The organism is Pseudomonas putida (genome assembly GCA_041071465.1).
GTDB lineage: Bacteria > Pseudomonadota > Gammaproteobacteria > Pseudomonadales > Pseudomonadaceae > Aquipseudomonas > Aquipseudomonas putida_P.
In genome coordinates, this window is the sequence record CP163498.1 from 179391 (window position 1) to 202332 (window position 22942).

The 22942-nt window shown below is 63.9% G+C and carries 9 protein-coding genes and 2 pseudogenes; 8 read left to right on the forward strand and 3 right to left on the reverse strand.

What is annotated here, in order from left to right:
• The first annotated feature begins 781 nt into the window (after window positions 1-781).
• From dsbD to AB5975_00845, 5 genes and pseudogenes are all read left to right on the forward strand, one after another.
• Window positions 782-2497, forward strand: coding sequence for a protein-disulfide reductase DsbD (gene dsbD, locus AB5975_00825; GenBank protein XDR20551.1), 1716 nt, complete (start codon window positions 782-784; stop codon window positions 2495-2497).
• The gene (locus AB5975_00830; protein ID XDR20552.1) at window positions 2497-3333 is read left to right on the forward strand and encodes a prolipoprotein diacylglyceryl transferase family protein; all 837 of its coding nucleotides are present in this window, start codon (window positions 2497-2499) and stop codon (window positions 3331-3333) included. Before dsbD ends, AB5975_00830 begins: the two co-directional genes overlap by 1 nt.
• 1 nt (window position 3334) lies before the next feature.
• A pseudogene (gene dsbG, locus AB5975_00835) lies at window positions 3335-4092 on the forward strand (thiol:disulfide interchange protein DsbG).
• Between the two features lie 827 nt (window positions 4093-4919).
• Window positions 4920-5657, forward strand: a complete 738-nt coding sequence (locus tag AB5975_00840; protein XDR20553.1) for a hypothetical protein — start codon at window positions 4920-4922, stop codon at window positions 5655-5657.
• Window positions 5657-6358 (forward strand): ATP-binding cassette domain-containing protein, encoded by a 702-nt coding sequence (locus AB5975_00845; protein XDR20554.1) that lies wholly within the window; start codon window positions 5657-5659, stop codon window positions 6356-6358. Before AB5975_00840 ends, AB5975_00845 begins: the two co-directional genes overlap by 1 nt.
• 42 nt (window positions 6359-6400) lie before the next feature.
• Here the strand turns inward: AB5975_00845 and AB5975_00850 are convergent.
• Window positions 6401-19353: pseudogene (locus tag AB5975_00850) on the reverse strand (non-ribosomal peptide synthetase).
• Window positions 19354-19660: 307 nt separating this feature from the next.
• Here AB5975_00850 and AB5975_00855 point away from each other — a divergent pair.
• Window positions 19661-20191, forward strand: coding sequence for an RNA polymerase factor sigma-70 (locus AB5975_00855; protein XDR20555.1), 531 nt, complete (start codon window positions 19661-19663; stop codon window positions 20189-20191).
• Window positions 20192-20231: 40 nt separating this feature from the next.
• Here AB5975_00855 and AB5975_00860 read toward each other — a convergent pair whose 3' ends face one another.
• Window positions 20232-21032, reverse strand: coding sequence for a substrate-binding periplasmic protein (locus AB5975_00860; GenBank protein XDR20556.1), 801 nt, complete (start codon window positions 21030-21032; stop codon window positions 20232-20234).
• 171 nt (window positions 21033-21203) lie between these two features.
• On the opposite strand from AB5975_00860, the gene AB5975_00865 reads away from it, so the two are divergent.
• Together AB5975_00865 and AB5975_00870 are read left to right on the forward strand one after the other, a co-directional pair.
• Window positions 21204-21755 (forward strand): exonuclease domain-containing protein, encoded by a 552-nt coding sequence (locus tag AB5975_00865; GenBank protein XDR20557.1) that lies wholly within the window; start codon window positions 21204-21206, stop codon window positions 21753-21755.
• Between the two features lie 74 nt (window positions 21756-21829).
• The gene (locus AB5975_00870) at window positions 21830-22114 is read left to right on the forward strand and encodes a pyrimidine/purine nucleoside phosphorylase (protein ID XDR20558.1); all 285 of its coding nucleotides are present in this window, start codon (window positions 21830-21832) and stop codon (window positions 22112-22114) included.
• Between the two features lie 114 nt (window positions 22115-22228).
• Here AB5975_00870 and AB5975_00875 read toward each other — a convergent pair whose 3' ends face one another.
• The gene (locus AB5975_00875; GenBank protein XDR20559.1) at window positions 22229-22921 is read right to left on the reverse strand and encodes an alpha/beta family hydrolase; all 693 of its coding nucleotides are present in this window, start codon (window positions 22919-22921) and stop codon (window positions 22229-22231) included.
• Window positions 22922-22942: the final 21 nt, after the last annotated feature.

Below are 22942 nucleotides of genomic sequence, written 5' to 3' on the forward strand. Positions count from 1 at the left end.
CCTCTGGGCAGTTGGGGCCTGCCCTTTCTTTTGATTCTTGGCCTGGCTTGATAAAAGCTGACCTTGGCGTCAACTTTACAGCAATTGGGTGGATATAGGCAAAGTCAAGCCGACAATGTGTCGCGGTGTGTATAGGGCAAGAGGCGGAATTCGCGCTTTGGCGGGTAGGTGTTTGACGGGAGATTTTCAGCGCCTGGTAGGTGTTCGCCGGGAGAGTTTCAGCGCCCGGTAGGTGTTCGCCGGGAGAGTTTCAGCGCCCGGTAGGTGTTCGCCGGGAGAGTTTCAGCGCCCGGTAGGTGTTCGCCGGGAGAGTTTCAGCGCCCGGTAGGTGTTCGCCGGGAGAGTTTCAGCGCCCGGTAGGTGTTCGCCGGGAGAGTTTCAGCGCCCGGTAGGTGTTCGCCGGGAGAGTTTCAGCGCCCGGTAGGTGTTCGCCGGGAGAGTTTCAGCGCCCGGTAGGTGTTCGCCGGGAGAGTTTCAGCGCCCGGTAGGTGTTCGCCGGGAGAGTTTCAGCGCCCGGTAGGTGTTCGCCGGGAGAGTTTCAGCGCCTGTGAGATCGAGCGCCGCGCGGGCGGCGCTCGATCTCACAGGCGCTGAAAATCTCCCGGCAAACACCTCAAAATTCCAACGCCGCCCCCTCGAAAATCCAACAACGAAGACCCTGCAAATCCAGAACCAAACTCTTACTACTCCCTGACCACCCCAACCCCAACACCCGCGTTAACCTTCATTTAATCAACCCCAGCCAGCATGGCCCCATTCCCAGATCTGCCAAGGCGAAGACATGCGCGTTCTCCTGCTCTTCCTCACACTCCTACTGGCCGGCCCGTTGCAAGCCAACCCGTTCGATGTGAAACCAGACTTCCTGCCGGTTGACCAAGCCTTCGTGCTCACCCACGACCGCCAGGCCGACGGCCAGATGCGCCTGTACTTCCAGATCAAGCCGGGCTACTACCTGTACCAGAAGCGCCTGAAGTTCGATGGCCTGCCCACCGAGCAACACCCGCAACTGCCACCGGCACTCAACCATCACGACGAGTTCTTCGGCGACAGCGCGGTGTACCGCGACCAGCTTGAACTGCTATTGCCTGCCAACGCCCAGGGTCAGTTGCGCCTGGGCTGGCAGGGCTGTGCCGATGCCGGCCTGTGCTACCCGCCGCAAACCACCTCGATCGACTTGGGCGGCAGCGTAACGCCCGCCGCCGAGCAAGCCAGCGACCAGGCCCTGGCCAGCGGCCTTCAGCAAGGCCACCTGGCCTGGAGCCTGTTGGCGTTCTTCGGCCTTGGCCTGCTGCTGGCGTTTACCCCCTGCTCGCTGCCGATGCTGCCGATCCTGGCCGGGCTGGTGCTGGGCAATGGCGCCAGCGCCCGCCGTGGCTGGCTGCTGGCCGGGGTCTATGTGCTGAGCATGGCCCTGGTGTACGCCGGGCTGGGGGTGGTTGCTGCCCTGCTGGGTGCCAGCCTGCAAGCCTGGCTGCAGCAACCCTGGCTGCTGGGCAGCCTGGCGGGGCTGTTCGTGCTGCTGGCACTGCCGATGTTCGGCGCCTTCGAACTGCAACTGCCTGCCGCCCTGCGCGACCGCCTGGACCGCGCCGGGCAAGGTACCCGTGGCGGCAACCTGTATGGCGCGGCATTGCTCGGGGCGTTGTCCGGCCTGTTACTCGGCCCGTGCATGACTGCGCCGTTGGCCGGTGCGCTGCTGTACATCGCGCAGAGCGGCGACGTGCTGCAAGGCGCGCTGGTGCTGTTCAGCCTCGGCCTGGGCATGGGCGTGCCGCTGCTGTTGCTGGTAACCCTGGGCAACCGTTATCTGCCGCGCCCGGGTGCGTGGATGAACCGGGTCAAGGGTGTGTTCGGTTTCGTGTTCCTGGCCATGGCGCTGTACACCGTGCGCAGCCTGCTGCCTGCGACCTTGCTGCTGGCACTGAGCGGCGCCTGGCTGATCGCCCTGGCCTGGGCTGCCTGGCCGGCCCTGCAACGGCTGCCGGCGTTGCGTGCAGTACCGTTGCTCGGCGCGCTGTGGGGCGGCCTGCTGCTGGTAGGCGCGGCAGCCGGTGGCGACGACCTCTGGCAGCCACTACGCCCCTTCGCCGGCGGTGCCGCCGCGCCAGCCCAGAGCCAGCATACCGAGGACAGCTTCGTCACTGTCAGCCGCCCCGAAGACCTGCAACGTGAACTGGACGCCGCCAAAGCCCGTGGCCAGTGGGTGATGCTCGACTACTATGCCGACTGGTGTGTGTCGTGCAAAGTCATGGAAAAACAGGTGTTCGCCCGCAGCGACGTGCAGACCGGCCTGGCCGGCGTGCACCTGCTGCGCCTGGACGTGACCGCCGACAGCCCGGCCAGCAAAGCCCTGCTGCAGCGCTACCAAGTACCCGGCCCGCCCAGCATCATCTGGATCGGCCCGGAAGGCGAAGAACGCCGCGCGCGGCGCATCACCGGTGAGGTGGACGCAGCAGCGTTCCAGCAACACTGGGTCCAGACCAGGAGCCAAGGCTGATGCTGACCGTAACACTCGGGCCACTGACCATGGCCCTCAACCACCTGCTGATGCTCACCGCCCTGGTGATCGCCAGCGTGGTCGGCTGGTGGGTCGCCCGACGTGGCGGCGAGAGCCCGGAATCGGCGCTGTTCAACCTGTTCCTGATCGGCCTGCTGTGTGCCCGCGCCGGCTTCGTACTGGCCTACTGGCCGATGTACCGGGACGACCCGCTGCAAATCATCGACATCCGTGACGGCGGCTTCCTGTTCTGGTCGGGCCTTGCCGGCATCGTGCTCGGAGCCCTGTGGCAGGGCTGGCGCCACCCCGGCCTGCGCCGCCCGCTAGGCTGGGCGCTGTTCAGCGGCGCACTGTTCTGGGGTCTGGCCAGCCTCGGCGGCCACCTGTACAGCAAAGGCACCGAGTTGCCCGACCTGAGCCTGCGCAACGCCGGCGGCCAGGCCGTGGCATTGCACAGCTACCGCGGCAAGCCGCTGGTCATCAACATCTGGGCCACCTGGTGCCCGCCCTGTCGGCGTGAGATGCCCGTGCTGCAACAGGCACAAAGCGATTACCCGCACGTGACCTTCCTGTTCGTCAACCAGGGCGAAACCCCGGAAAACGTCAGCACCTTCCTCGCCACCACCGGCCTGAGCCTGACCCACGTGCTGTTCGACGGCACCGGCCTGCTGGCCCAGCGCGTCGGCTCAATGGCCTTGCCCACCACCCTGTTCTACGACGCCAACGGGCGGCTGGTTGGCAGCCACCTGGGCGAGCTGTCCCGGGCCAGCCTGCGCCACGCCCTGGAACCTTTCGACCGGGCCCTTGCGCCCGCCCCTGCCGCACAAGGAAACTGACATGCGATTGACTGCACTGCTGCCCCTGTCCCTGGCCCTGCTGGCCGCCCCTGCCCTGCAGGCCGAAGAACTGCCCAAGGCGGTTCAGCAACTGCAAGCCAAAGGGGCCGTGATCAAGGGCAGCTTCGATGCGCCCAACGGCCTGCGCGGTTATGCCGCCGAGTACCAGAACAACGCCCTTGCCCTGTACCTGACCCCCGACGGCAAGCACGTGCTGGTCGGCAGCCTGTTCGACGAGCAGGGCAAGGACCTGAGCGCCGAGCCGCTGCAAAAGCTGGTATACGCGCCGATGAGCAAGGAAATCTGGGCGAAAATGGAAAAGACCGCGTGGATCGCCGACGGCAAGGCCGACGCGCCGCGCAAGGTGTACCTGTTCAGCGACCCGAACTGCCCCTACTGCAACATGTTCTGGGAACAGGCGCGGCCATGGGTGGAGTCGGGCAAGGTGCAGTTACGCCATATCATGGTCGGCATCATCCGCGAAGACAGCCCGGGCAAATCGGCGGCGCTGCTGGCAGCGAAAGACCCGGTCAAGGCCCTGCAGCAGCATGAAAAGGCCGGCAAGGCCAGTACCCTGAAGGCGCTGGAACAGGTGCCAGAGGCTGTGCAACAGAAGCTGGCGGCGAACATGGCGTTGATGGAAGAGATGGGGTTGCAGGCGACCCGGCCATTTTCTACCAGGATGAGCAAGGCAACCTGCAAAGCCAGCAAGGGGCACCACGGCCGGAGATGCTTGGGAAGATTCTGGGCAAGCGCTAGTGCATGTTGTGGGGCACAGATCGAGCACCACGAAGCAGGTGACGCGGGGCATGGCACCGGCTACGCCGGTGTTCGCGGGTGAACCCGCTCCTACGGGGCGCGCGCTAACGGCTGGATTTTGCGCCAGGCATGTGATCGCAAGGCCTGCGCGGTCGGGCGTAGGAGCGGGTTTACCCGCGAAAGGGCCGGACCTGCTGGCCAATTTCCACCAGCCGTTCACCGTTGCCGCCGCCACTGTATTCGCGGGTAAACCCGCTCCTACGCTGATCGGGGGTGGAGACACATTGGTGATTGGACGCAGGCCGTTCTTTCGCAAGCAGTAAATCTCCCGGCCCGGCAAATCTACCCAGCGCAGATTTCAATCTGCCACTCAACAAATCTAGCAACAATTATTCGGCACCCCCTGTCGTTAAACATCGTCTGCTTGCTTCCCTTACTCAAATCCCACACACACGCACAACAAAGAACACTCGGGCGCTCACAACAGAGCGTTCGAGCATCAAAAACAGAAACTTCTTACACAATTAGAAGAAAAAACAAGTCCCCAAAAACATTATCAGGTTTAAGTAAGACCCTTCTGAAGAATTTTCCCACAAAAATAGCTTTAAACCGAACACTCCAATATCACGTCCAACCACGCCATCCCCACCGAAAGATTGACTTGAAACAGCCGAACGCCTAAACCTCCATACCCATACATTTCAGACCACGCCAAAAACCAGGAGACACTCATGAAAAATCAATATGGCATTAGCCTCATGGCATTGGCCTCGACACTCACTGCGAAATCAAACAACACGCAACCATGACACCAAAATGGTCTACTCATGAACCCAAACCACTGTATCCGCAGCGCAAAAAAAATCACGACAATCACAAAAATCTTGACCACTGAGCACTTGAGGGAGCCCACATCGCTTCTTTGGTCAGCGCTGGCCCCTTGCATACTCTTCATCATCACCCAGCCAACGCATGCAGCCTCGACCTATACCGCTTCAGCCGCCTGGTTCTACTCATACATCTCTGCCACCCTCGCGTTCTTTGGATTCAGCTTCTACCTCATCGGCAGGAGGGAAAGTGGCTTCACGCGGTCCTTCATCTACCAACACAGCGCAATCAAGCTATTCCTGACGGCCCACACACTCAGTTATTTTTTATTGAGCTCTCTTTACGCCACACTATTCTACCTCTTGACCAAACCCTTACGAGGTCACTACTCACTTCCTGAATACCTCTATCTGATGGCATGCTTTTACACCAGCTACCTCATGTTCACCTGTATCGGCCTGGGGATCGCTGCGCTACCGATAAAATTCAGCACAGCCAGCACACTTTTCTCACTCATGTCATTTCTCATGCTGGTCTCCGGATACACCGGCGCCACGCTGGGGCACGATGCTTCGCATACGCTAACGCTGATCAACCCGCTCTTTCTAAGCGCGCAGATCTTCCATGGCGAAATGCCCCTTCTCAACAGTTTCCTGATTGCACTTTCGGCCTCTGCAGCCTCGACATACCTGACCGGAAGGTATTTCAGAATCCAACCCATATGGAGCCGATACTGATGGACATTTTAACTATAAATAACCTTCACTTCGGATACAGCGGAAACCCGCTGCTGAACGACATTGAACTCACTATAAAAGCGGGGGAACTGGTTGGCATTCTGGGCAACAACGGGGCCGGAAAGACAACACTTTTCGACCTCATCTGTAAAATAAAGAAACCGGCAAAAGGTGCCATTTCCAATTTATCCAGAAGTCAGGCCTATTTGACCCAAACCCTTACACCGCCCCCATTACTGCGTATGAACGAAGCGGGCAAGCTTATCACCAGCCTGACCCCCAACGCTTCCCCAGATCACACAGAGATTCTCTCGAAACTAGCCAAATGGTCCCCATCACTGTCCAAGCGATATGCAGAAATCGCCAAGAAAAAAGCCGCCAATTGCAGCTACGGTGAAATTCGCAGCTACTTCACGCTGACCTTGCTGCTTTTAAACAGTGACTTGATCATTCTTGACGAGCCAACGGCTGGCGTAGACCCTGAATTTCGACATTATATATGGCTCGGTATAAAAAGCGCGTGCGCGGAAGGTGCGAGCGTGCTGATATCTTCTCATTACACAGAGGAAATCACGAAAAACTGCCAGCGCTTTTATATGCTCGCAAACAAACAACTGGAAGCGTTTGACAGTGGTGGACAGTTCATGGAACGCCACCGTGCCAAATCGCTGGATGAAGCCTTTATCAATGCTTCGGTCTAAGTACCGTGGCCATCGAGAGGGGGCGCCAAGCGCCCCTGCCCATCACAGCCCCTCCAGTTCCGCCATCAGGTCACTGAGCCGGTCGACCTTGTCATCATCCAGCGCACTGCCCTGCAGCCCCTGGACATACTCGGCCAACGCCTCCACCGTGCTGCACTCGAACATCGCCCGCAGCGGCACGTTCAGCTGTAGCTGCTTCTGCACCCGCGAAGCGATCTGCGTGGCCAGCAGCGAATGCCCGCCCAGCTCGAAGAAGTTGTCGTGCACCCCCACCCGCTCGGCTTTGAGCACATCGGCCCAAATACCCGCCAACACGTCCTCCAATTCGTTGCGTGGCGCCTGATAGGCCTGACTGTAATGGCCGCCGATGTCGATGGCTGGCAGGGCCTTGCGGTCGAGCTTGCCGTTGGCGTTGTGCGGCAAGCTGTCGAACCAGCTCCAATGCAACGGCACCATGTACTCCGGCAACTCGGCACGCAGTCGTTGCTTGACCTGCTCCAGCAACGCGGCATCGGCACTGACGCCCTGGTGCGCTACCAGGTAACCAACCAGATGCTTGCCGTTCACGCCCTCCTGCACCGCCACAGCGGCATCGCGAATTTCCGCCTGCTCATGCAGCCGGGCCTCGATTTCGCCCAGTTCGATGCGATAGCCGCGAATCTTCACCTGGTGGTCGATGCGCCCGACATATTCCAGCACGCCGTCCGGGCGTTGCCGCGCCAGGTCACCGGTACGGTACAGGCGCTCTCCCGGTGCCCCGTAAGGGTGAGGAATGAACGCCAGTGCCGTGCGCACCGGGTCACCGACGTAGCCACGGCCTACACCCGTACCCGCCACGCACAGTTCGCCCACCGCCCCCAGCGGCACCAGCGCCTGGTCCTCGCCGAACAAGTACAGGCGGTTGTTATCGGTTGGCGTACCGATGGGCAGGTAGCTGCCTTGGGTCGAGGCGGCATCGACGCGGAAGAACGCCACGTCATCCGAGCACTCCGCCGGGCCATAGGCATTGACCAGGCCGATCTGAGGGTAGCGCTGCAGCCACTGCGCCGCCAGCTCCGGTGGCATGGCCTCGCCGGTCGGCAGCATCCAGCGCAGGCCGTCGAGGGCCTGGTGGTCGCTGGCCAGCATGCCCTGGATCAGGGACGGCACGCTCTCCAGCACGGTGATGCCGGTGGCCTGCACGTGCGCCAGCAGGCCTTGCGGGTCGTGGGCGATGGCGTTAGGCACGATCTCAACCTTGGCGCCGAACAGCGGCGCAGCCAGGAACTGCCAGACCGAGATGTCGAAGCTTTGCGAGGCGGTCTGGGCGATCACGTCCTGCTCGCTCAGCGCCAGGTAAGGCACCTTGCTCAGCTGGTTGTTGAGCATGCCGCGCTGCTCGACCATCACCCCTTTCGGCAGACCAGTCGAGCCTGAGGTGTAGATCACGTAGGCGAGGTTGTCCGGGCCACTGTGGATACCCGGGTTGTGGCTTGCGATCGGGTTGGCCTGGACGTCTTCCCAGACCAGCAGTTGCGGCCGCAGCGCAGCCTCCAGCTCACCGAGCAACTGCCGCCCCTGCTCGGCGCAGGCCGCGCTGCACACCAGCACTGGCGTGCGGCTGAGCTGGATGATGCTTTGCAGGCGCGCCGCTGGCAGGCCCGGGTCCAGCGGCAGGTAGCCGGCGCCGGCCTTGAAGCTGCCGACAATCATGCCCAGCAGCGGCAACCCACGCTCGGCAAGCAGTGCCACTGGCTGGTCCACGCAGACGCCGGCAGCCACCAGCGCATGGCCCAGGCGGTTGGCCGCCAGGTTCAGCCCGGCGTAATCATAGGATGCCTCCAGGCAGCGGGCCACGGTACGCTGTGGATGCGCCACGACCTGCGCTTCGAACTGCGCGATATAGCTTTGTTCCAGCGGATAAACCCGCTCGGTCCGGTTGCAGTCCTCCAGCAGGAAGCCTTGCTCCTGGGCGCTCAGCAGCGCTAGCTCGCTCACCTCCCCTTCAAAACCTTGTACCAGCGCCAGCAGCAGGCGCTTGAACTCGGCCAGCAGGCGCTCGACGGTCGGGTAATCGAAGTAACGCTGGTCAAACGACAGGTGCAGGCCCAGGTCATCACCCGGGTAACACACCGCCGTCAGCGGGAAGTTGGTGTGGGTACGGCCCGAGTCGGAGCTGGCGTTCAGGTGCTGGGCGTGATCGAGCACGGCGGTTTCAACCGGCGCATTCTCGAACACGAACAGGCTGTCGAACAGCGGCTGGCCCTTGGGCAGCTCGCTGCACGCCTGGATCGCCACCAGCGGCAGGTATTCGTACTCGCGCAGCTCCATGTTGCTTTGCAGCAGGCCTTGCAGCCACTGGCGCACACTGCAGCGCTCACCCGCCGCAGGCAACTGCACGCGCAGGGCCACGCTGTTGATGAACAGGCCGACGGTGCGCTGCATCTGCGGCATGCTCACCGGGCGCCCGGCCACGGTTACGCCAAAGGCCACGTCGCGGTCGCCGCTGTAGCGCGACAGCACCAGGGCCCAGGCCGCCTGGGCGAAAGTGTTGACGGTGAGCTGATGGGCCTGGGCCAGTTCGCGCAGACGCACGCCATCATTCACCTCAAGGCGGGTATAACAATCGCCGACGACCATGCCGCTACCGGCGTGGTCATGGCGCAGCGGGCGGTCGCTCGGGATGGCTGTGGCACGTTCGAAGCCGGCCAGGTTGGCCTGCCACCAGGCACGTGCGTCGTCCAGGCCCTGGCGTTGCAGCCAACCGATGTAATCGCGGTAACGCGGTGGCACCGGCAGTTGGGCCTGACGGCCTTCGCCAAGGGCCTGGTAGACCTCGAAGAAATCGTTCATCAACAGCGAGCGGCACCAGGCATCGATAAGGATGTGGTGGTTGCTCATCATGAACCAGTAGCGTTCATCGGCCACGCGCACCAGGCGCAGGTGGAACGGTGCCTCGCTGAGCAAGGCAAAGCCGGCCTCGCGCTCCTGCTTGTGCAGGGCCTGCAGGCGCTGCTCCTGGGCATCGTCGGCCAGGCCGCGCCAGTCCTGGTAGTCCACCGCCAGGTTGCCCGGCTTGTGGATGATCTGCAGCATCGCCTCGCCGCTGTTCCAGCTGAACGAGGCGCGCAACGCTTCGTGGCGCGCCACCACGGCCTGCCAGGCCTGGGCGAAACGCTCGGGGTCGAGGGCGCTGTTGATGCGGTAGCGGTCCTGCATGTAGTACAGGCCAGTGCCCGGCTCCAGCAGGGTGTGCAGCAGCATGCCTTCCTGCATCGGCGTCAGCGGGTAAACGTCCTCGATCTGCGCGGCCGGGACCGGCAATGCGTCGATCTGCTCCTGAGTCAGGTGCGCCAGCGGGAAGTCCGATGGGGTGAAGCTGCCATTGCCATCGGCCAGGCAATGCGCGACCAGCGCCAGCAGCTCCTGACGATAGGCCTCAGCCAGACCCGCGATGGTCTGCTGGTCGTAGCGCTCGGCGCTGAAGGTCCAGCGCAGTTGCAGAGCACCGCCATACACCTGGCCATCGACGCTCAACCAGTTGGGCAACGGCGCATCGAGGTCATGCGCCAACCCGGCCGGGGCTTCCAGGGGCTGGAACAAGGCCGCACTGTCGAACTGCTGGTCGAACTGGCCCAGGTAGTTGAAGGTGATGCGCGCCTGCGGCAAAGCCGCCATCTGCTCGCGCCCGGCGGCATCCGCCAGGTAGCGCAGTACGCCGTAGCCCAGGCCCTTGTGCGGTACATGGCGCAGTTGTTCCTTGATGCGCTTGATCGAACCGGCCCGCGCCGCGTCGTCTTCACCTGGCAGCGGACGCAGGCTCAGTGGGTAGGCATTGGTGAACCAGCCGACGCTGCGGGTCAGGTCCATGTCTTCGAACAACCCGTCACGGCCATGGCCTTCGAGCTGCACGAGCACTTCTTCATCGCCGCTCCACCGGCACAAGGCCCGCGCCAGTGCAGTCAACAGCAGGTCGTTGACCTGGGTGTGGTAAGCCGCCGGGGCCAGTTGCAACAGCTGCCGGGTTTGCTCCACGTCCAGGCCGATGGCCAGGGTTTGAGCATGGCGATGCAAATTGCCGCCCTGCGGATGGTCGCACGGCAATTCGCGACGCACACCGCCCAGCTGGCCTTGCCACCAGGCCAGTTCGTCACGCAGCGAATCGCTGCCGGCGTAGCTGACCAGGCGCGCCGCCCAGTCGCCGACGGCGTGGGTCTTGGCCGGCAGAGGCTGGCCACGGTACAGCGCCTGCAGGTCTTCCAGCAGCACCCGCCAGGACACGCCATCAACCACCAGGTGATGAATCGCCAGCAGCAACCGCTGGGTGCCCTGCCCGTCACGCACCAGCAAGGCGCGCAGCAGCGGCCCCTGTTGCAGGTCCAGGCTGCGCTGCACGTCAGTGTAGAGGGCCTGACAATCATTGAAATCGGCGACAGTGGCGCTCCACAGCAGCTGCTCGGCGCCAGGCTGCGCGTACTGGGCCTGCCAGCGGCCCTGGGCGTCGCTGAAGCGCAGGCGCAGGCTGTCATGGTGCTGCACCAGCGCAGCCAATGCCTGTCCAAGGGTGGCCTCAACCAAGGGTTGGCGCACCTCCAGCAGCACGGCCTGGTTCCAGTGTTGCGGCTGTGGCACGTCACTGTCGAAGAACCAGTGCTGGATCGGCGTCAGCCCGGCCTGGCCCTGGCGCAGGCCCTGCTCGACGGTGCTCGCGGCTTCGCTGAGCTGAACCACAGTTGCCAGGGTCTGGATGGTCTGATGCTGGAACAGGTCGCGTGGGGTGAATTGCAAGCCGGCCTGCCGGGCGCGGCTGACCACCTGAATCGACAGGATCGAGTCGCCCCCCAGCTCGAAGAAGTTGTCCTGCACGCCGACCCGGGCAACGTTGAGCACATCGCGCCAGATCTGCGCCAACTGTGCTTCCACCTCATTGCCAGGAGCCTGGTATTGCTGCCGCGCCTGCTCAAGGTCCGGCAGCGGCAGCGCACGGCGGTCGAGCTTGCCGTTGCCCATCAGCGGCAGGCTATCGAGCAGCACCAGGTGCGCAGGCACCATGTAGTCGGGCAGGTGCTGGCGGGCATCGGCTTTCACCGCTTCGCGCAGCAGTTGTTGCACGTCGTTACCGGCGGTGGCCTGCCTGCACACCAGATAGCCCACCAGTTGCTTGCCGCCCGGCAAGTCCAGCGCCAGCACGACGGCCTCGTCGACATCCTCGTGCGCTAGCAGGCGGCTCTCGATTTCGCCCAGTTCGATGCGGAAGCCGCGGATCTTCACCTGCTGGTCGGCACGGCCGACATACTCCACCAGGCCATCAGTACCCAGGCGTACCAGGTCGCCGGTACGGTACAGGCGCCCGCCTTCGGCACTGAACGGGTCGGCGACAAAGCGCTCGGCAGTGAGGCCTGGCCGGTCGTGGTAACCCTGGGCCAGGCCGGCACCGCCGACGTACAGTTCGCCAATACCGCCTTGCGGCAACAAGGCCAGATCCTCGTCGAGGATGTAGGCCGTACGGCTACCGATGACGCGGCCGATCGGTACGCTGCCAAGGTCTGTTGGCAAGGCCTCTGGGGCCAGGCACGCCAGCGGCATGACCACGGTTTCGGTCGGGCCGTAGGCATTGAAGCACTGCTGCGGTGCAAAGGCCTGGCGGATGCGTTGCAGGTGCTCGCCGGTCAGCGCCTCGCCCCCGGTAATCACCAGGCGTACCGGCAATTGTTCGCCCCGCCCGCCCAGGTACTGCGCCAGCTGGCTGCCGTAGCTGGGGGTAAAGCCCAGAATGCTCACCTGCTGCTCGCGCACCAACTGGCAGATGTCCTCGGCGCCCCACTGCCCCTGGGCGCGCAATACCACGCGCGCACCACACAACAGCGGCACCCACAGGCGCTCGCTGGCAGCGTCGAAGTTGATGGAATAGAAGTGCAGCTCGCAGTCATCGCTGCGCATGCCGAATGCAGCGATCACCGCCTGGCAGTGCATGGCGAACTCGCCATGGCTGACCACCACGCCCTTGGGTTTGCCGGTAGAGCCTGAGGTGTAGATCAGGTAAGCCTGGTGCTGCGGCAGGCTGAGGTTGTCCAGCGGCGCATCGCTGTACGCCGCCAGGCTGGCGGCATCATCTTCCAGGCTCCAGCTGGCCACGCCTTCAGGCAACTCGCCCAGGGTGTGCAGTAGCGCACGCTGGCTGAGCAGCAAGCCGATGCGGCTGTCTTCGATCATGTAGCGCAGGCGGTCGAGCGGGTACTCGGGGTCGAGCGGTACATAGGCGCCGCCGGCCTTGAGGATGGCCAGCAGGCCGACGACCATTTCCAGCGAGCGCTCCAGCGCCAGGCCCACCCGCACCTGCGGGCCGACACCCCGTTCGCGCAGGGCACGCGCCAGGCGGTTGGCCTGCTGGTCGAGCTCGGCGTAGGTCAAGTGCTGGCCGGCGAAGGTCAACGCGCCCGCCTGTGGCGTGCGCGCGGCCTGGGCGGCGAACAGACCGTGGAGGGTCTGGCCAAGGTCGAAATCGTGTTCGCCCTGCAATTGGCCTGTAAGCACTTGTTGCTCGGCACTGCTCAGCATCGGCAGTTCGCACAGGCGGTGGTGCGGGTTGTCGAGCAAACCGACCAGCAGTTGTTGCCAGTGCTCGGCCATGCGCGCGATGCGCGGCGCGTCGAACAGGTCGCGGCTGTAGGTCAGGCAGCAGCCCAGCCGGCCGTCCAGGTCGGTCACCTCCAGGTACAGGTCGAACTTGGTGGCGCTGGCATCGTTGACCAGGTAGTCCACCTGCATGCCGGCCAGCGTGCGGCTTTGCTGGAAGGCCCAGCGCTGCACGTTGCACATCACCTGGAACAACGGGTTGTAGGCACTGCTGCGCGGTGGCTGCAGGGCCTCTACCAGTTGGTCGAACGGCAGGTCCTGGTGCGACTGGCCTTCGATGGCAACCTGGCGAATCTGCTCCAGCAGCGCGCTGGCGGTCATCTGGCCGTCCAGCTCGCAGCGCAGCACCTGGGTGTTGAGGAAAGCGCCGATCAGGCCTTCGCTTTCCGGGCGGATGCGGTTGGCCACCGGCGCGCCGATACGCAGGTCGCGCTGGCCACTGTAGCGGTGCAGCAAGGCGGCCAGGGTGGCGGTCATGGTCATGAACAGGGTCAGGCCGCGCTGGCTATTGAAAGCATGCACGCGGGCCACCAGTGCCGGATCGAGTTCGAAGCGGTACAGCGCGCCACGGTGGCTCTGGACTGCCGGACGCGGGCGGTCGGCAGGCAACGCCAGCACCGGGTGCTCGTCGCCCAAGCGGTGCTTCCAGTAGGCCAGTTGACGAGCGCCCTCGCCGCTTTCCAGCCATTGCCGTTGCCACACGCTGTAGTCCAGGTACTGCACTGGCAGCGGCGCCAGTGGCGACTCGCGGTCATCGACAAAGGCTTCGTACAGCTCGCCCAGCTCGCGGGCGAAGATGTCCATGGCCCAGCCTTCGGTGACGATGTGGTGCAGCGTCAGCACAAAGAAGTGCTCGCGCTCGTTGGCCTTGACCAGGCAGGCGCGCAGCAGCGGCCCCCGCTCCAAGTCGAAGGGCTGGTGCGCCTGGTCGTCGGCCAGTTGTTGCAAACGTTGCTGGCAGGCATCGTCTGACAAAGCGCTGAAGTCTTGCCAGTCCAGATGCAGGCCGCTGTCTTCGGCCACGCACTGGTACGGCACGCCGTCGATGCTGGGGAACGTGGTGCGCAAGGTTTCGTGGCGCACGACCAGCGCCTGCAGCGCACGCTCGAAAGCGTCCACATGCAAGGTGCCGCGCAGGCGTGCCATGCCGCCGACGTTGTACGCCGGGCTGTCCGGCTCCATCTGCCAGAGGAACCACATTCGCTGCTGCGAGTACGACAGCGGCACCGCCTGACGGCGGTCGACACGGGCGATTGCACCTTGCAGATTGCGCTCGCCGGCCGCGCGCAGGCGGGCGATCTCGGCACAGAAGGCGCCCAGCTCGCTGGTTTCGAACAGGGCCTTGAGCGGCAGCTCGACATCGCAGGCCTGACGGGTGCGCGAAACGATCTGAGTCGCCAGCAACGAGTGGCCACCGAGGGCGAAGAAGTCGTCCTGCAGGCCAATGCGCGGCAGATTCAACACGTCGCGCCAGATGGCCGCGACCTGTTGTTGCAGCTCGGTTCGTGGCTCGACATGCTCACGCTGCTGCCACACTGGGGCAGGCAGTGCCTTGCGGTCGACCTTGCCGCTGGGGCCCAGTGGCATCTGTGCCAAAGGGATGAGTTGCGCCGGCACCATGTAGGCTGACAATTGCTCAGCCAGCACGGCCAGCACCTCGGCAGGCTGAGCGCTGCCACTGTAATAGCCGACCAGTTGCGCGCCAACGGCGTCCTTGTGTATCAGCACCAGCGCCTGTTCCACACCCACCTGTGCCAGCAGGCAGGCCTGCACTTCCTCGGGCTCGACGCGGAAACCACGCACCTTTACCTGCTGGTCGAGGCGGCCAAGGTATTCCAGGGCCTCCAGCTGAACCTGCCAGCGGGCGCGATCGCCACTGCGGTACAGACGCTGACCGTTGCCGTCGGCCTGGGGTACGAAGCGCTCGGCAGTGAGGCCGGGGCGGCCCAAGTAACCACGGGCCAGGCCCGCGCCACCGAGGTACAGCTCGCCCGGCACACCGGGGGCGCTCAGTTCCAGCTCATCGTCCAGCACGCGGCACAGCACATTGCCCAGCGGGCGGCCGATGGGCGAGCGCTCGCCGTCCGCCACCTGGCAGTGCCAGTGGGTGACGTTGATGGCGGTTTCGGTCGGGCCGTACCGGTTGTGCAGCTGCACCTGCGGCAGCACCTGCAGCAAGCGGTCACGCAGCGCGGCGGACAACGCTTCGCCACCCGAGAACACCCGGCGCAAGCTACTGCAGGCACCTGCCTGCGGCTCCTGGACGAACACCTGCAACAGCGGCGGTACAAAGTGCAGCGTAGTCACCCCATAAGCCTGCACCAGGGCAGCGATACGCTGTGGGTCGCGGTGTTCACCGGGGCCGGCGAGCACCAGCTTGCAGCCGGTGACCAACGGCCAGAAGCATTCCCACACCGAGACGTCGAAACTGATCGGCGCCTTCTGCATCAGCACGTCGCTGTCATTCAGCGCATAGGTCGTCTGCATCCACTGCAGGCGCTCGGCCAGCGCCGCATGGGTATTGCCTACGCCCTTGGGCTGCCCGGTGGAGCCGGAGGTATAGATAACGTAGGCCAGGTTGTCGCCGTGCAGGTGCAGGCCGGGGGCATGGCTGGGCCAGCTGTCCAGGTGCAACTGGTCGAGGGCAATGGCGCTGACACCGTCGACCTGCGGCAGCTTGCCCAGCAGGCTGCTGTGGCTCAATAGCAAACGGGCGTCGCAGTCGGCCAGCATGTAGGCCAGGCGTTCGGCAGGGTAATCGACATCCAGCGGCACGTAGGCACCGCCAGCCTTGAGAATGGCTAGCAGGCCGACCAGCAATTGCGGTGAGCGCTCGATGGCAATGGCCACACAGGTATCGGGGCCGACGCCTTTGTCGCGCAAGTAGTGGGCCAGGCGGTTGGCTTGCTGGTGCAGCCCGGCGTAATCCAGGCTGCCCCGTCCCAAACCAGGGCGGTGCGCTGCGGCGTCAGGCGTGCCTGCTCATTGAGTTGTTCGACCAACAGGTGCTGCGCTGCGGCGGCCGGTGCCTGGCCCCAACCCAGCAGCTGCGCACGGCCGGGCTCATCCAGCAGTTGCACGTCGCCCAGCGCCTGCTGCGGCGCGGCACACACCTGTTCCAGCAACGCCAGCAGGTGATGGGCCAGACGTTCGACGGTGCTGGCTTCGAACAGCTCCGCGGCATAGTCGAAGGCCAGGCTCAGGCGGCCCAGATGGTCCTCCTCACTGTGCAACTGCAAGTCGAACTTGGCTTCGCGGCTGTGCCACGCCAGCTCTTCGGCCAACAGCCCTGGCAGGCGCCGCAGGGCTGACAGGTCGCGTTGCTGGTGGTTGAACATGACCTGGAACAGGCCCTGCTCGCGCGCATCGGGCAGGGCTTCGACAAGCTGTTCGAAGGGCAGATCCTGATTAGCCTGGGCTTGCAAGGTGGCCTGACGTACCTGGGTCAGCAACTGGGTAAACGAGTGACGGCCATCGAATTGCGCGCGCAGCACCTGCGTATTGATGAAGAAACCGACCATGCCTTGGGTTTCCAGGCGCGGGCGGTTGGCGTTGGGCACGCCGACGCGGATATCGGCCTGGCCGCTGTAGCGCTGCAGCAGCGCCTGCCAACCGGCCAGCAGGACCATGAACAGGCTGGCCTGCTGCTGGTGGGCAAGGCCCTTGAGCGCTTCGCCAAGCCTGGTCGGCACCTTGAGGTTGAAGCGCGCAGCGCTGTGCTCGCGCTGGCTGGTGCGCGGATGGTCAGTGCACAGGTCGAGCGCCGGCAGCTCACCACCAAGGTGTGCCTTCCAGTACTGCAACTGGCGCTCGGCTTCACCGTCAGCCAGCCATTGCCGCTGCCAGCTGCCGTAGTCGGCGTAACCCAGGGGCAGCGGCGCCAGGTTGGCCTCCAGGCCTTGGCAGCGAGCGGCATACAGCTTGGCGAACTCTTCGAGCAGGATGTTCAGCGACCAGCCGTCGGCAACGATGTGGTGCAGGGTCACCCACAGCTGATGCTCTTCGTCGCCCAGGCGCACCAGGGTTACCCGCAGCAGCGGCCCCTGGGTGAGGTCGAACGGCTGGCGGGCCTCGGTTTCACGCTGCGCGGCAACCTGCTCGGGCGAGTGCCCTTCAAGGTCCAGGCGGTGCAGGCTGAATGGCTGCTGCGGCAGGATACGCTGCAGCGCCTGGCCATTCTCTTCGCTGAACACGGTACGCAGCGATTCATGGCGCGCCACCAGTGCCTCGAAGGCCACGTGCAGAGCGTTGATATCCAGCTCGCCACGCAGGTGCAAGCCGGCAGGAATGTTGTAGGCCGCTGATTGCGGTTCCAGCTGCCACAGCAGCCACAAGCGGTTTTGCGCCAGCGACTGGGGCAATGCCTGGGCGCGCGCCAGCGTGGTGATGGCTGCGGTGGCTGCGGCGCCATCGGCGATGATCTGTGCCACGGCCTTGCTGTAGTCGGCCAGTACCGGCGCCTCGAACAGGGTACGCAGGCTCAGGTCGATACCCAACTCATCGGCCAGGCGCGCTGTGGCCTGGGTGGCGGCGATGGAGTTACCGCCCAGCAGCAGGAAGTGGTCGTCCGCGGCCACCGCCTCTACCTTGAGGATGTCGCGCCACACAGCGGCGATGCGTGCTTGCAGCTCATCGCCAGCGGTTGCACGGGTACCGGCTTCGCTCACCTCAGGGAAACGGGCATAGCAGTCCAGGCTGCCATCGTCCATGCGCAGGCGGCAGGCAGAGCGCTGCAACTTGCCGCTGGAGGTCTTCGGCAGCGCGCCGGGGTTCAACAGCAGGACCACGGCCGGGGCCTGTCGGCAGGCGTCGGCAATGACCTGGCGCAGGGTCTTGATCAGGTCCTGGGGCTTGATTGCCTTTTGCACGTTGCGGCTGATCTCCACCGCGACACCGATGCCCTCCTCGCCTTGGTGCTCGACGGCGAACACCGCCACACGGCCTTTGCGCAGCACCTGAACTTCGCGCTCGAGGTTTTTTTCCAGGTCCTGTGGGTACAGGTTCTGTCCGCGCACGATCAGCATGTCTTTCAGGCGCCCGGTAACGAACACCTCGCCCTCACGCATGAAACCCAGGTCGCCGGTACGCAGCCAGGTCTGGCCGTCCATTTCGACGAATGTTCGAGCGCTGGCTTCGGGGTTGCGCCAGTAACCCAATGCGATGCTCGGGCCGCCGGCCCAGATCTCGCCAACCTGGTTGTCATCCAGCACTTGCAGGCGTTCTGGTTCGACGATGCGTACGGCATGCCCCGGCTGTGGGTAGCCGCAGCTCATCAGCACACTGCCCTTGCCCAGCTCGGCACGGTTGCCAGCGAAGGCTTCGGCGTCCAGCTCCAGTGCAGCGATGCCCTGGCCACGACGGCTGCCGCTGACGAACAGGGTGGCTTCGGCCAGGCCATAACTGGCGAAGAAGCTCTGCGGGTCGAAGCCGCAGGCCTGGAATTTGTCGGCAAAGGTGGCCAGGCTGTCCTGGCGGATCGGCTCGGAGCCGGAATAGGCGACGCGCCAGCGGCTCAGGTCGAGCCCGGCCAGCGAAGCCTCGCTGACCCGCTCGCTGCACAGGCGATAAGCGAAGTCGGGGCCGCCGCTGATGGTGCCACCGTATTCGCTGATGGCCTGCAACCAGCGCAATGGCCGGGCCAGGAAGTACCCCGGCGACATCAGCACGCAAGGCACGCCACTGAAGATTGGCTGCAGCAGGCCGCCGATCAGGCCCATGTCATGGTACAGCGGTAGCCAGCTGACGATCACGTCGTCGGGGTTGAGGTCGATGCCAAAGCCATGGCGGATCAGCTGCTCGTTGGCCACCAGGTTGCCATGGCTGACCTGAACCCCCTTGGGCAGCGCGGTGGAGCCGGAGGTGTACTGCAGGAAGGCGATGTCATCGCGTTGGAGCTCGGGCGCGTGCCAGCTCGAGGCCAGCAACGGGTCCAGGCCATCCACGGCAAGCAGCTCGGGCGCGTTATCTGCCGCCAGTGCCTCCAGGCCGTTCAGGTTGTCGTGCAGTGCCGCCACGGTCAGCAGCAGGCGCGGCTCGGCATCGGCGATGATCGACAGCAAACGCGCCTGGTGATGCTGCCGCGCGGACTCCGGCGGGTAAGCCGGCACTGCGATCACGCCCGCATACAGGCAGCCAAAAAACGCCGCCACGTAGTCTGGCCCACTAGGGAACAGCAACACGGCACGGTCACCGAAGCTGGCGCGCGCCTGCAAGGCAGCGGCGATGGTGCGTGCACGCTGGTCGAGGTCCCGGTAGCTGAGCACGGCCTGCTCGCCGGGGGTGTCGGCGAGAAAGCGCAGGGCAATCCTGTCCGGGGTCTGCGCGGCGCGTTGCGCCAGGGCCTGGACCAGCGAGAGCGGGAGTTCGAAGGCGTCCGTCATGGGGTGTTCCTGCCAGTGTCTGTTAGGGCGTGCCGGCTACGCCGCGAACATGGGCGGGCAGCGAGCGGCGACCGGGGATGTACACAGGGGAACGGATGGACGGGGCAGAAATTAGCGGGGGTGAGGGTTTTGCGCTGCGTCAAGGTTGGGGGCATACCTTGAGGTATGCCCCCTTAGAACAGAAACACCCAATAATAATTTAGTTTCGCATTTGACAATCATTATCATTCTGAATAGCTTGTCGCACGTCGTAGGAAGCGACCCACCCCTGGGCGCCTCCTTTCCCCTCTGTGACAAGGTGATTTCCATGGCGGAACAACTATCCACAAGTAAGTGCGATTCACCATTACTGCAGGCCTTCGTCGACAACCGCAGCATCCTGGTCAAGATTGCTGCCCGCATCACTGGCTGCCGCTCCCGCGCCGAGGATGTGGTGCAAGACGCCTTCTTCCGGCTCGGCGCTGCCCCGCAGATCACTTCGTCGTTCAAGGCGCAACTAAGCTACCTGTTCCAGATCGTGCGCAACCTTGCGATCGACCACTACCGCAAGCAGACGATGGAGCTGAAGTACTCCGGCAGCGAGGAGGAAGGCCTGAATGTGGTTATCCAGAACGCCTCGCCCGAAGCCACCCATATCAACCTTGCCGCGCTGGACGACATTGCCGAAGCGCTGAACGAGCTGCCGCAACGTACCCGCTATGCGTTCGAGATGTACCGCCTGCATGGGGTACCGCAAAAGGACATTGCCAAGGAACTGGGGGTGTCGCCGACTTTGGTCAACTTCATGATCCGCGATGCACTGGTGCATTGCCGCAAGACCGCCAACCGGCAGGTCTGAGTCATTCTTCGAGAACATTGGCGAGGCCGTCGGGCGGGAATCAAGGCCTGCGCGTGCTGACTGTGATGCGGTAGGGCTCGAAAATCCGCGCCAGTTCACCGCTGTCACGCAGGCCACGCAGCAGTGCAGCGAACGTCTGCTCGCCGATAGGCGCCCCCGGGCGCAGCAAGGCGTAGTGGTGATAGACCTGGTCAATGCGTTGCGAAGGCACCAGCTGCGCCTTGCTCGCCGGGTTGCGTGCCAGGAAATCGCTGAGGTAGGAACGCGTGACCAGGGCGATATCGGCGCGGCCGGCCTGCACCATCAGCAGGTTGCTGTCGTGGGAATAGGTCAGGGTCGCGTTGTATGTCTTGCGCAGGTAATCGGGGTCAGCGTTGAAGCTGGCGAACGCGTAGTGGTAGCCGTTGAACAAGGCCAGGCGTTTGCCACGCAGGTCGTCGAAGTAACGCGGATCACTGCCGTTTTCCTTGCGGGCGACGAACACTTCGGCATCTTCCAGGCCCATGTCCACGGTCTGATGGGCAATCTGCTCCCAGCCCCATTGTGGGTTCTCGAAAATGGCCATGTCGGTGCGGCCTTGCTGGAAGTCACCGAAGCGCCGCTGGATAGACGTAGGTACCAGAACGAAGTGATAGTGCTGCTGCGCCCGGTTGAGTGCATCGACCAACTGCGGCAGCAAACCGGTATCGGCACCTTGCTCGGGGCGCACTGTGTAAGGCGGGAAATGGGCTGCGCCAATCTTCACTTCAACCGCTTCGCCAGCCCATACCGGTGCCGCCAACCAGAACACGGCCAGCAGCATCAGGGTGGACAAGGCCTTGAGGCCGGGCGCTGGAGTCAAGACGGACACTCATCACGGTTTATGCCTGTATGCGCTTAAGCTAGGCGTTTTCCAGGGGCGGCACAACTACTGGCGTCTGCTCTTTGTGCCAAAGCAGGCGGCAAAATGCCATAGGATGCCGTATGCCCGTACATTGGCTACGCTCTAGCAGGATCTGCATGGGAGCCTGGTATGGGCCATTGGTTGGTGATCGACCTGGAAGCCACCACCGACGATGGTGGGTGGCCGGTCACAGAGATGGAAATCATTGAAATCGGCGCAAGCCTGGTGACCCGCGAAGGCCGCGAGGTCGACCATTTCCAGCGTTTTGTAAAGCCACGGCGGCGGCCGCAGCTGACCCCGTTCTGCCGTGAGCTGACCCACATCAGCCAGGCCGACGTGGACAACGCCGCGCCGTTTCGCGAGGTGTGGGCAAGCTTCGAGCGCTGGCTGGAGCACCACCGCGGGCAGCTTCAGGCCTGGGTCAGCTGGGGCGACTACGACCGCCAGCAATTGCACCAGGAGTGGCAGCAGCACGGCCTCGACAGCCTGCTGCGCACATTGCCGCATATCAACCTCAAGCAACGCTTTGCCAAGGCCCGCCACCTGCAGCGCCCCACCGGCCTGAACGGCGCCCTGCAACTGGCCGGCATGCACTTTTGCGGGCAACAGCACAGGGCCCTGGAAGATGCGCGCAACACGGCGCGGCTATTACCGTTGACCCTGCCCGCCCACAGCCCCTGAAAGCAGATGACGAGGCCTGTGGCCTTGGGCATACTGGCCAGCCCTTTTTCAGCACCTCTTTTCAGGAGTCGCCCATGTTCCAGGTCAACGAGTACTTCAACGGCACCGTCAAGTCGATCGCATTCTCGGGCGAAGAAGGCCCGGCCACTGTCGGCGTCATGGCTCCGGGCGAATACGAATTCGGCACTGCCAAGCGTGAGATCATGCATGTGGTATCGGGCGCGCTGACCGTGAAACTGCCAGGTAGCGACAACTGGGAAACCTTCAACACCGGTGACAAGTTCAACGTGCCGGCTGACAGCAAGTTCCAGCTGCAGGTGAAGGTGGATACCGCTTACCTGTGCGAATACCGCGACTAAGCGCCGGCCTGTTCCGGCCTCTTCGCGGGTAAACCCGCTCCTACAGGGTGCTGAGCCGACCTTCGATGGTGTGCGGTCCTTGTAGGTGCGGGTTTACCCGCGAAGAATCCAGCACTAATCCTTCAGGAAATCAGCAACACGTTCAGCCGCCGCCTGCAAATGCTGCTCATGGCTGAACCCCGAAGCCTTCAACGGCTTCAGGTCATGGTCCCCCGCCACTAGCCAGCTCACCTCGATCGCCGGCGACAACGCATACCCCGCCACCGCCTCGCGGTTACCCAGCGCATCCCGCTCGCCCTGCACGATCAACGTCGGTGTTTTCAACTCGGCCAGGTGCTCTACCCGTGGCTTCTCGGGTTTACCCACCGCGTAGAACGGATAGCCCAGGCACACCAGCGCATCCGCGCCCAATTCGTCGGCCAGCAGGCTCGCCATGCGCCCGCCCATGGACTTGCCACCCACGGCCAGCTTGCCCGCGACCAAAGGTCGCACTTGCCGGTACGCCTCGCGCCAGCATTCAAGCAACACCTTCTGCGGGTTCGGCGGCCGCTTGCCACCGGTAACCCTGCGCTCGGCCATGTACGGGAACTCGAAGCGCACTACCGCTACCCCAAGCGCCGCAAGCCTTTGCGCCATTTCGTCCATGAACCCGCTGTCCATCGGCGCGCCCGCGCCATGGGCCAGAATCAGGCACCCCTTGTAGTCATCCTGACCTGCAACCCGCGGAGGATCGCAGCGCAAGCCTGGGACATTTGCGACCTTCGCCCATTGATCCCCGTCAATACCGGCACTTTGCCCATTAATCATGCTTGCCTCGCTGTAAAGCCT

Bases quoted from the DNA above. Each gene is read 5' to 3' on its own strand.
- dsbD (XDR20551.1), top strand. From the start codon at position 782: ATGCGCGTTCTCCTGCTCTTCCTCACACTCCTACTGGCCGGCCCGTTG.
- AB5975_00855 (XDR20555.1), top strand. From the start codon at position 19,661: ATGGCGGAACAACTATCCACAAGTAAGTGCGATTCACCATTACTGCAG.
- AB5975_00845 (XDR20554.1), top strand. From the start codon at position 5,657: ATGGACATTTTAACTATAAATAACCTTCACTTCGGATACAGCGGAAAC.
- AB5975_00865 (XDR20557.1), top strand. From the start codon at position 21,204: ATGGGCCATTGGTTGGTGATCGACCTGGAAGCCACCACCGACGATGGT.
- AB5975_00875 (XDR20559.1), bottom strand. From the start codon at position 22,921: ATGATTAATGGGCAAAGTGCCGGTATTGACGGGGATCAATGGGCGAAG.
- AB5975_00830 (XDR20552.1), top strand. From the start codon at position 2,497: ATGCTGACCGTAACACTCGGGCCACTGACCATGGCCCTCAACCACCTG.
- AB5975_00840 (XDR20553.1), top strand. From the start codon at position 4,920: ATGAACCCAAACCACTGTATCCGCAGCGCAAAAAAAATCACGACAATC.
- AB5975_00870 (XDR20558.1), top strand. From the start codon at position 21,830: ATGTTCCAGGTCAACGAGTACTTCAACGGCACCGTCAAGTCGATCGCA.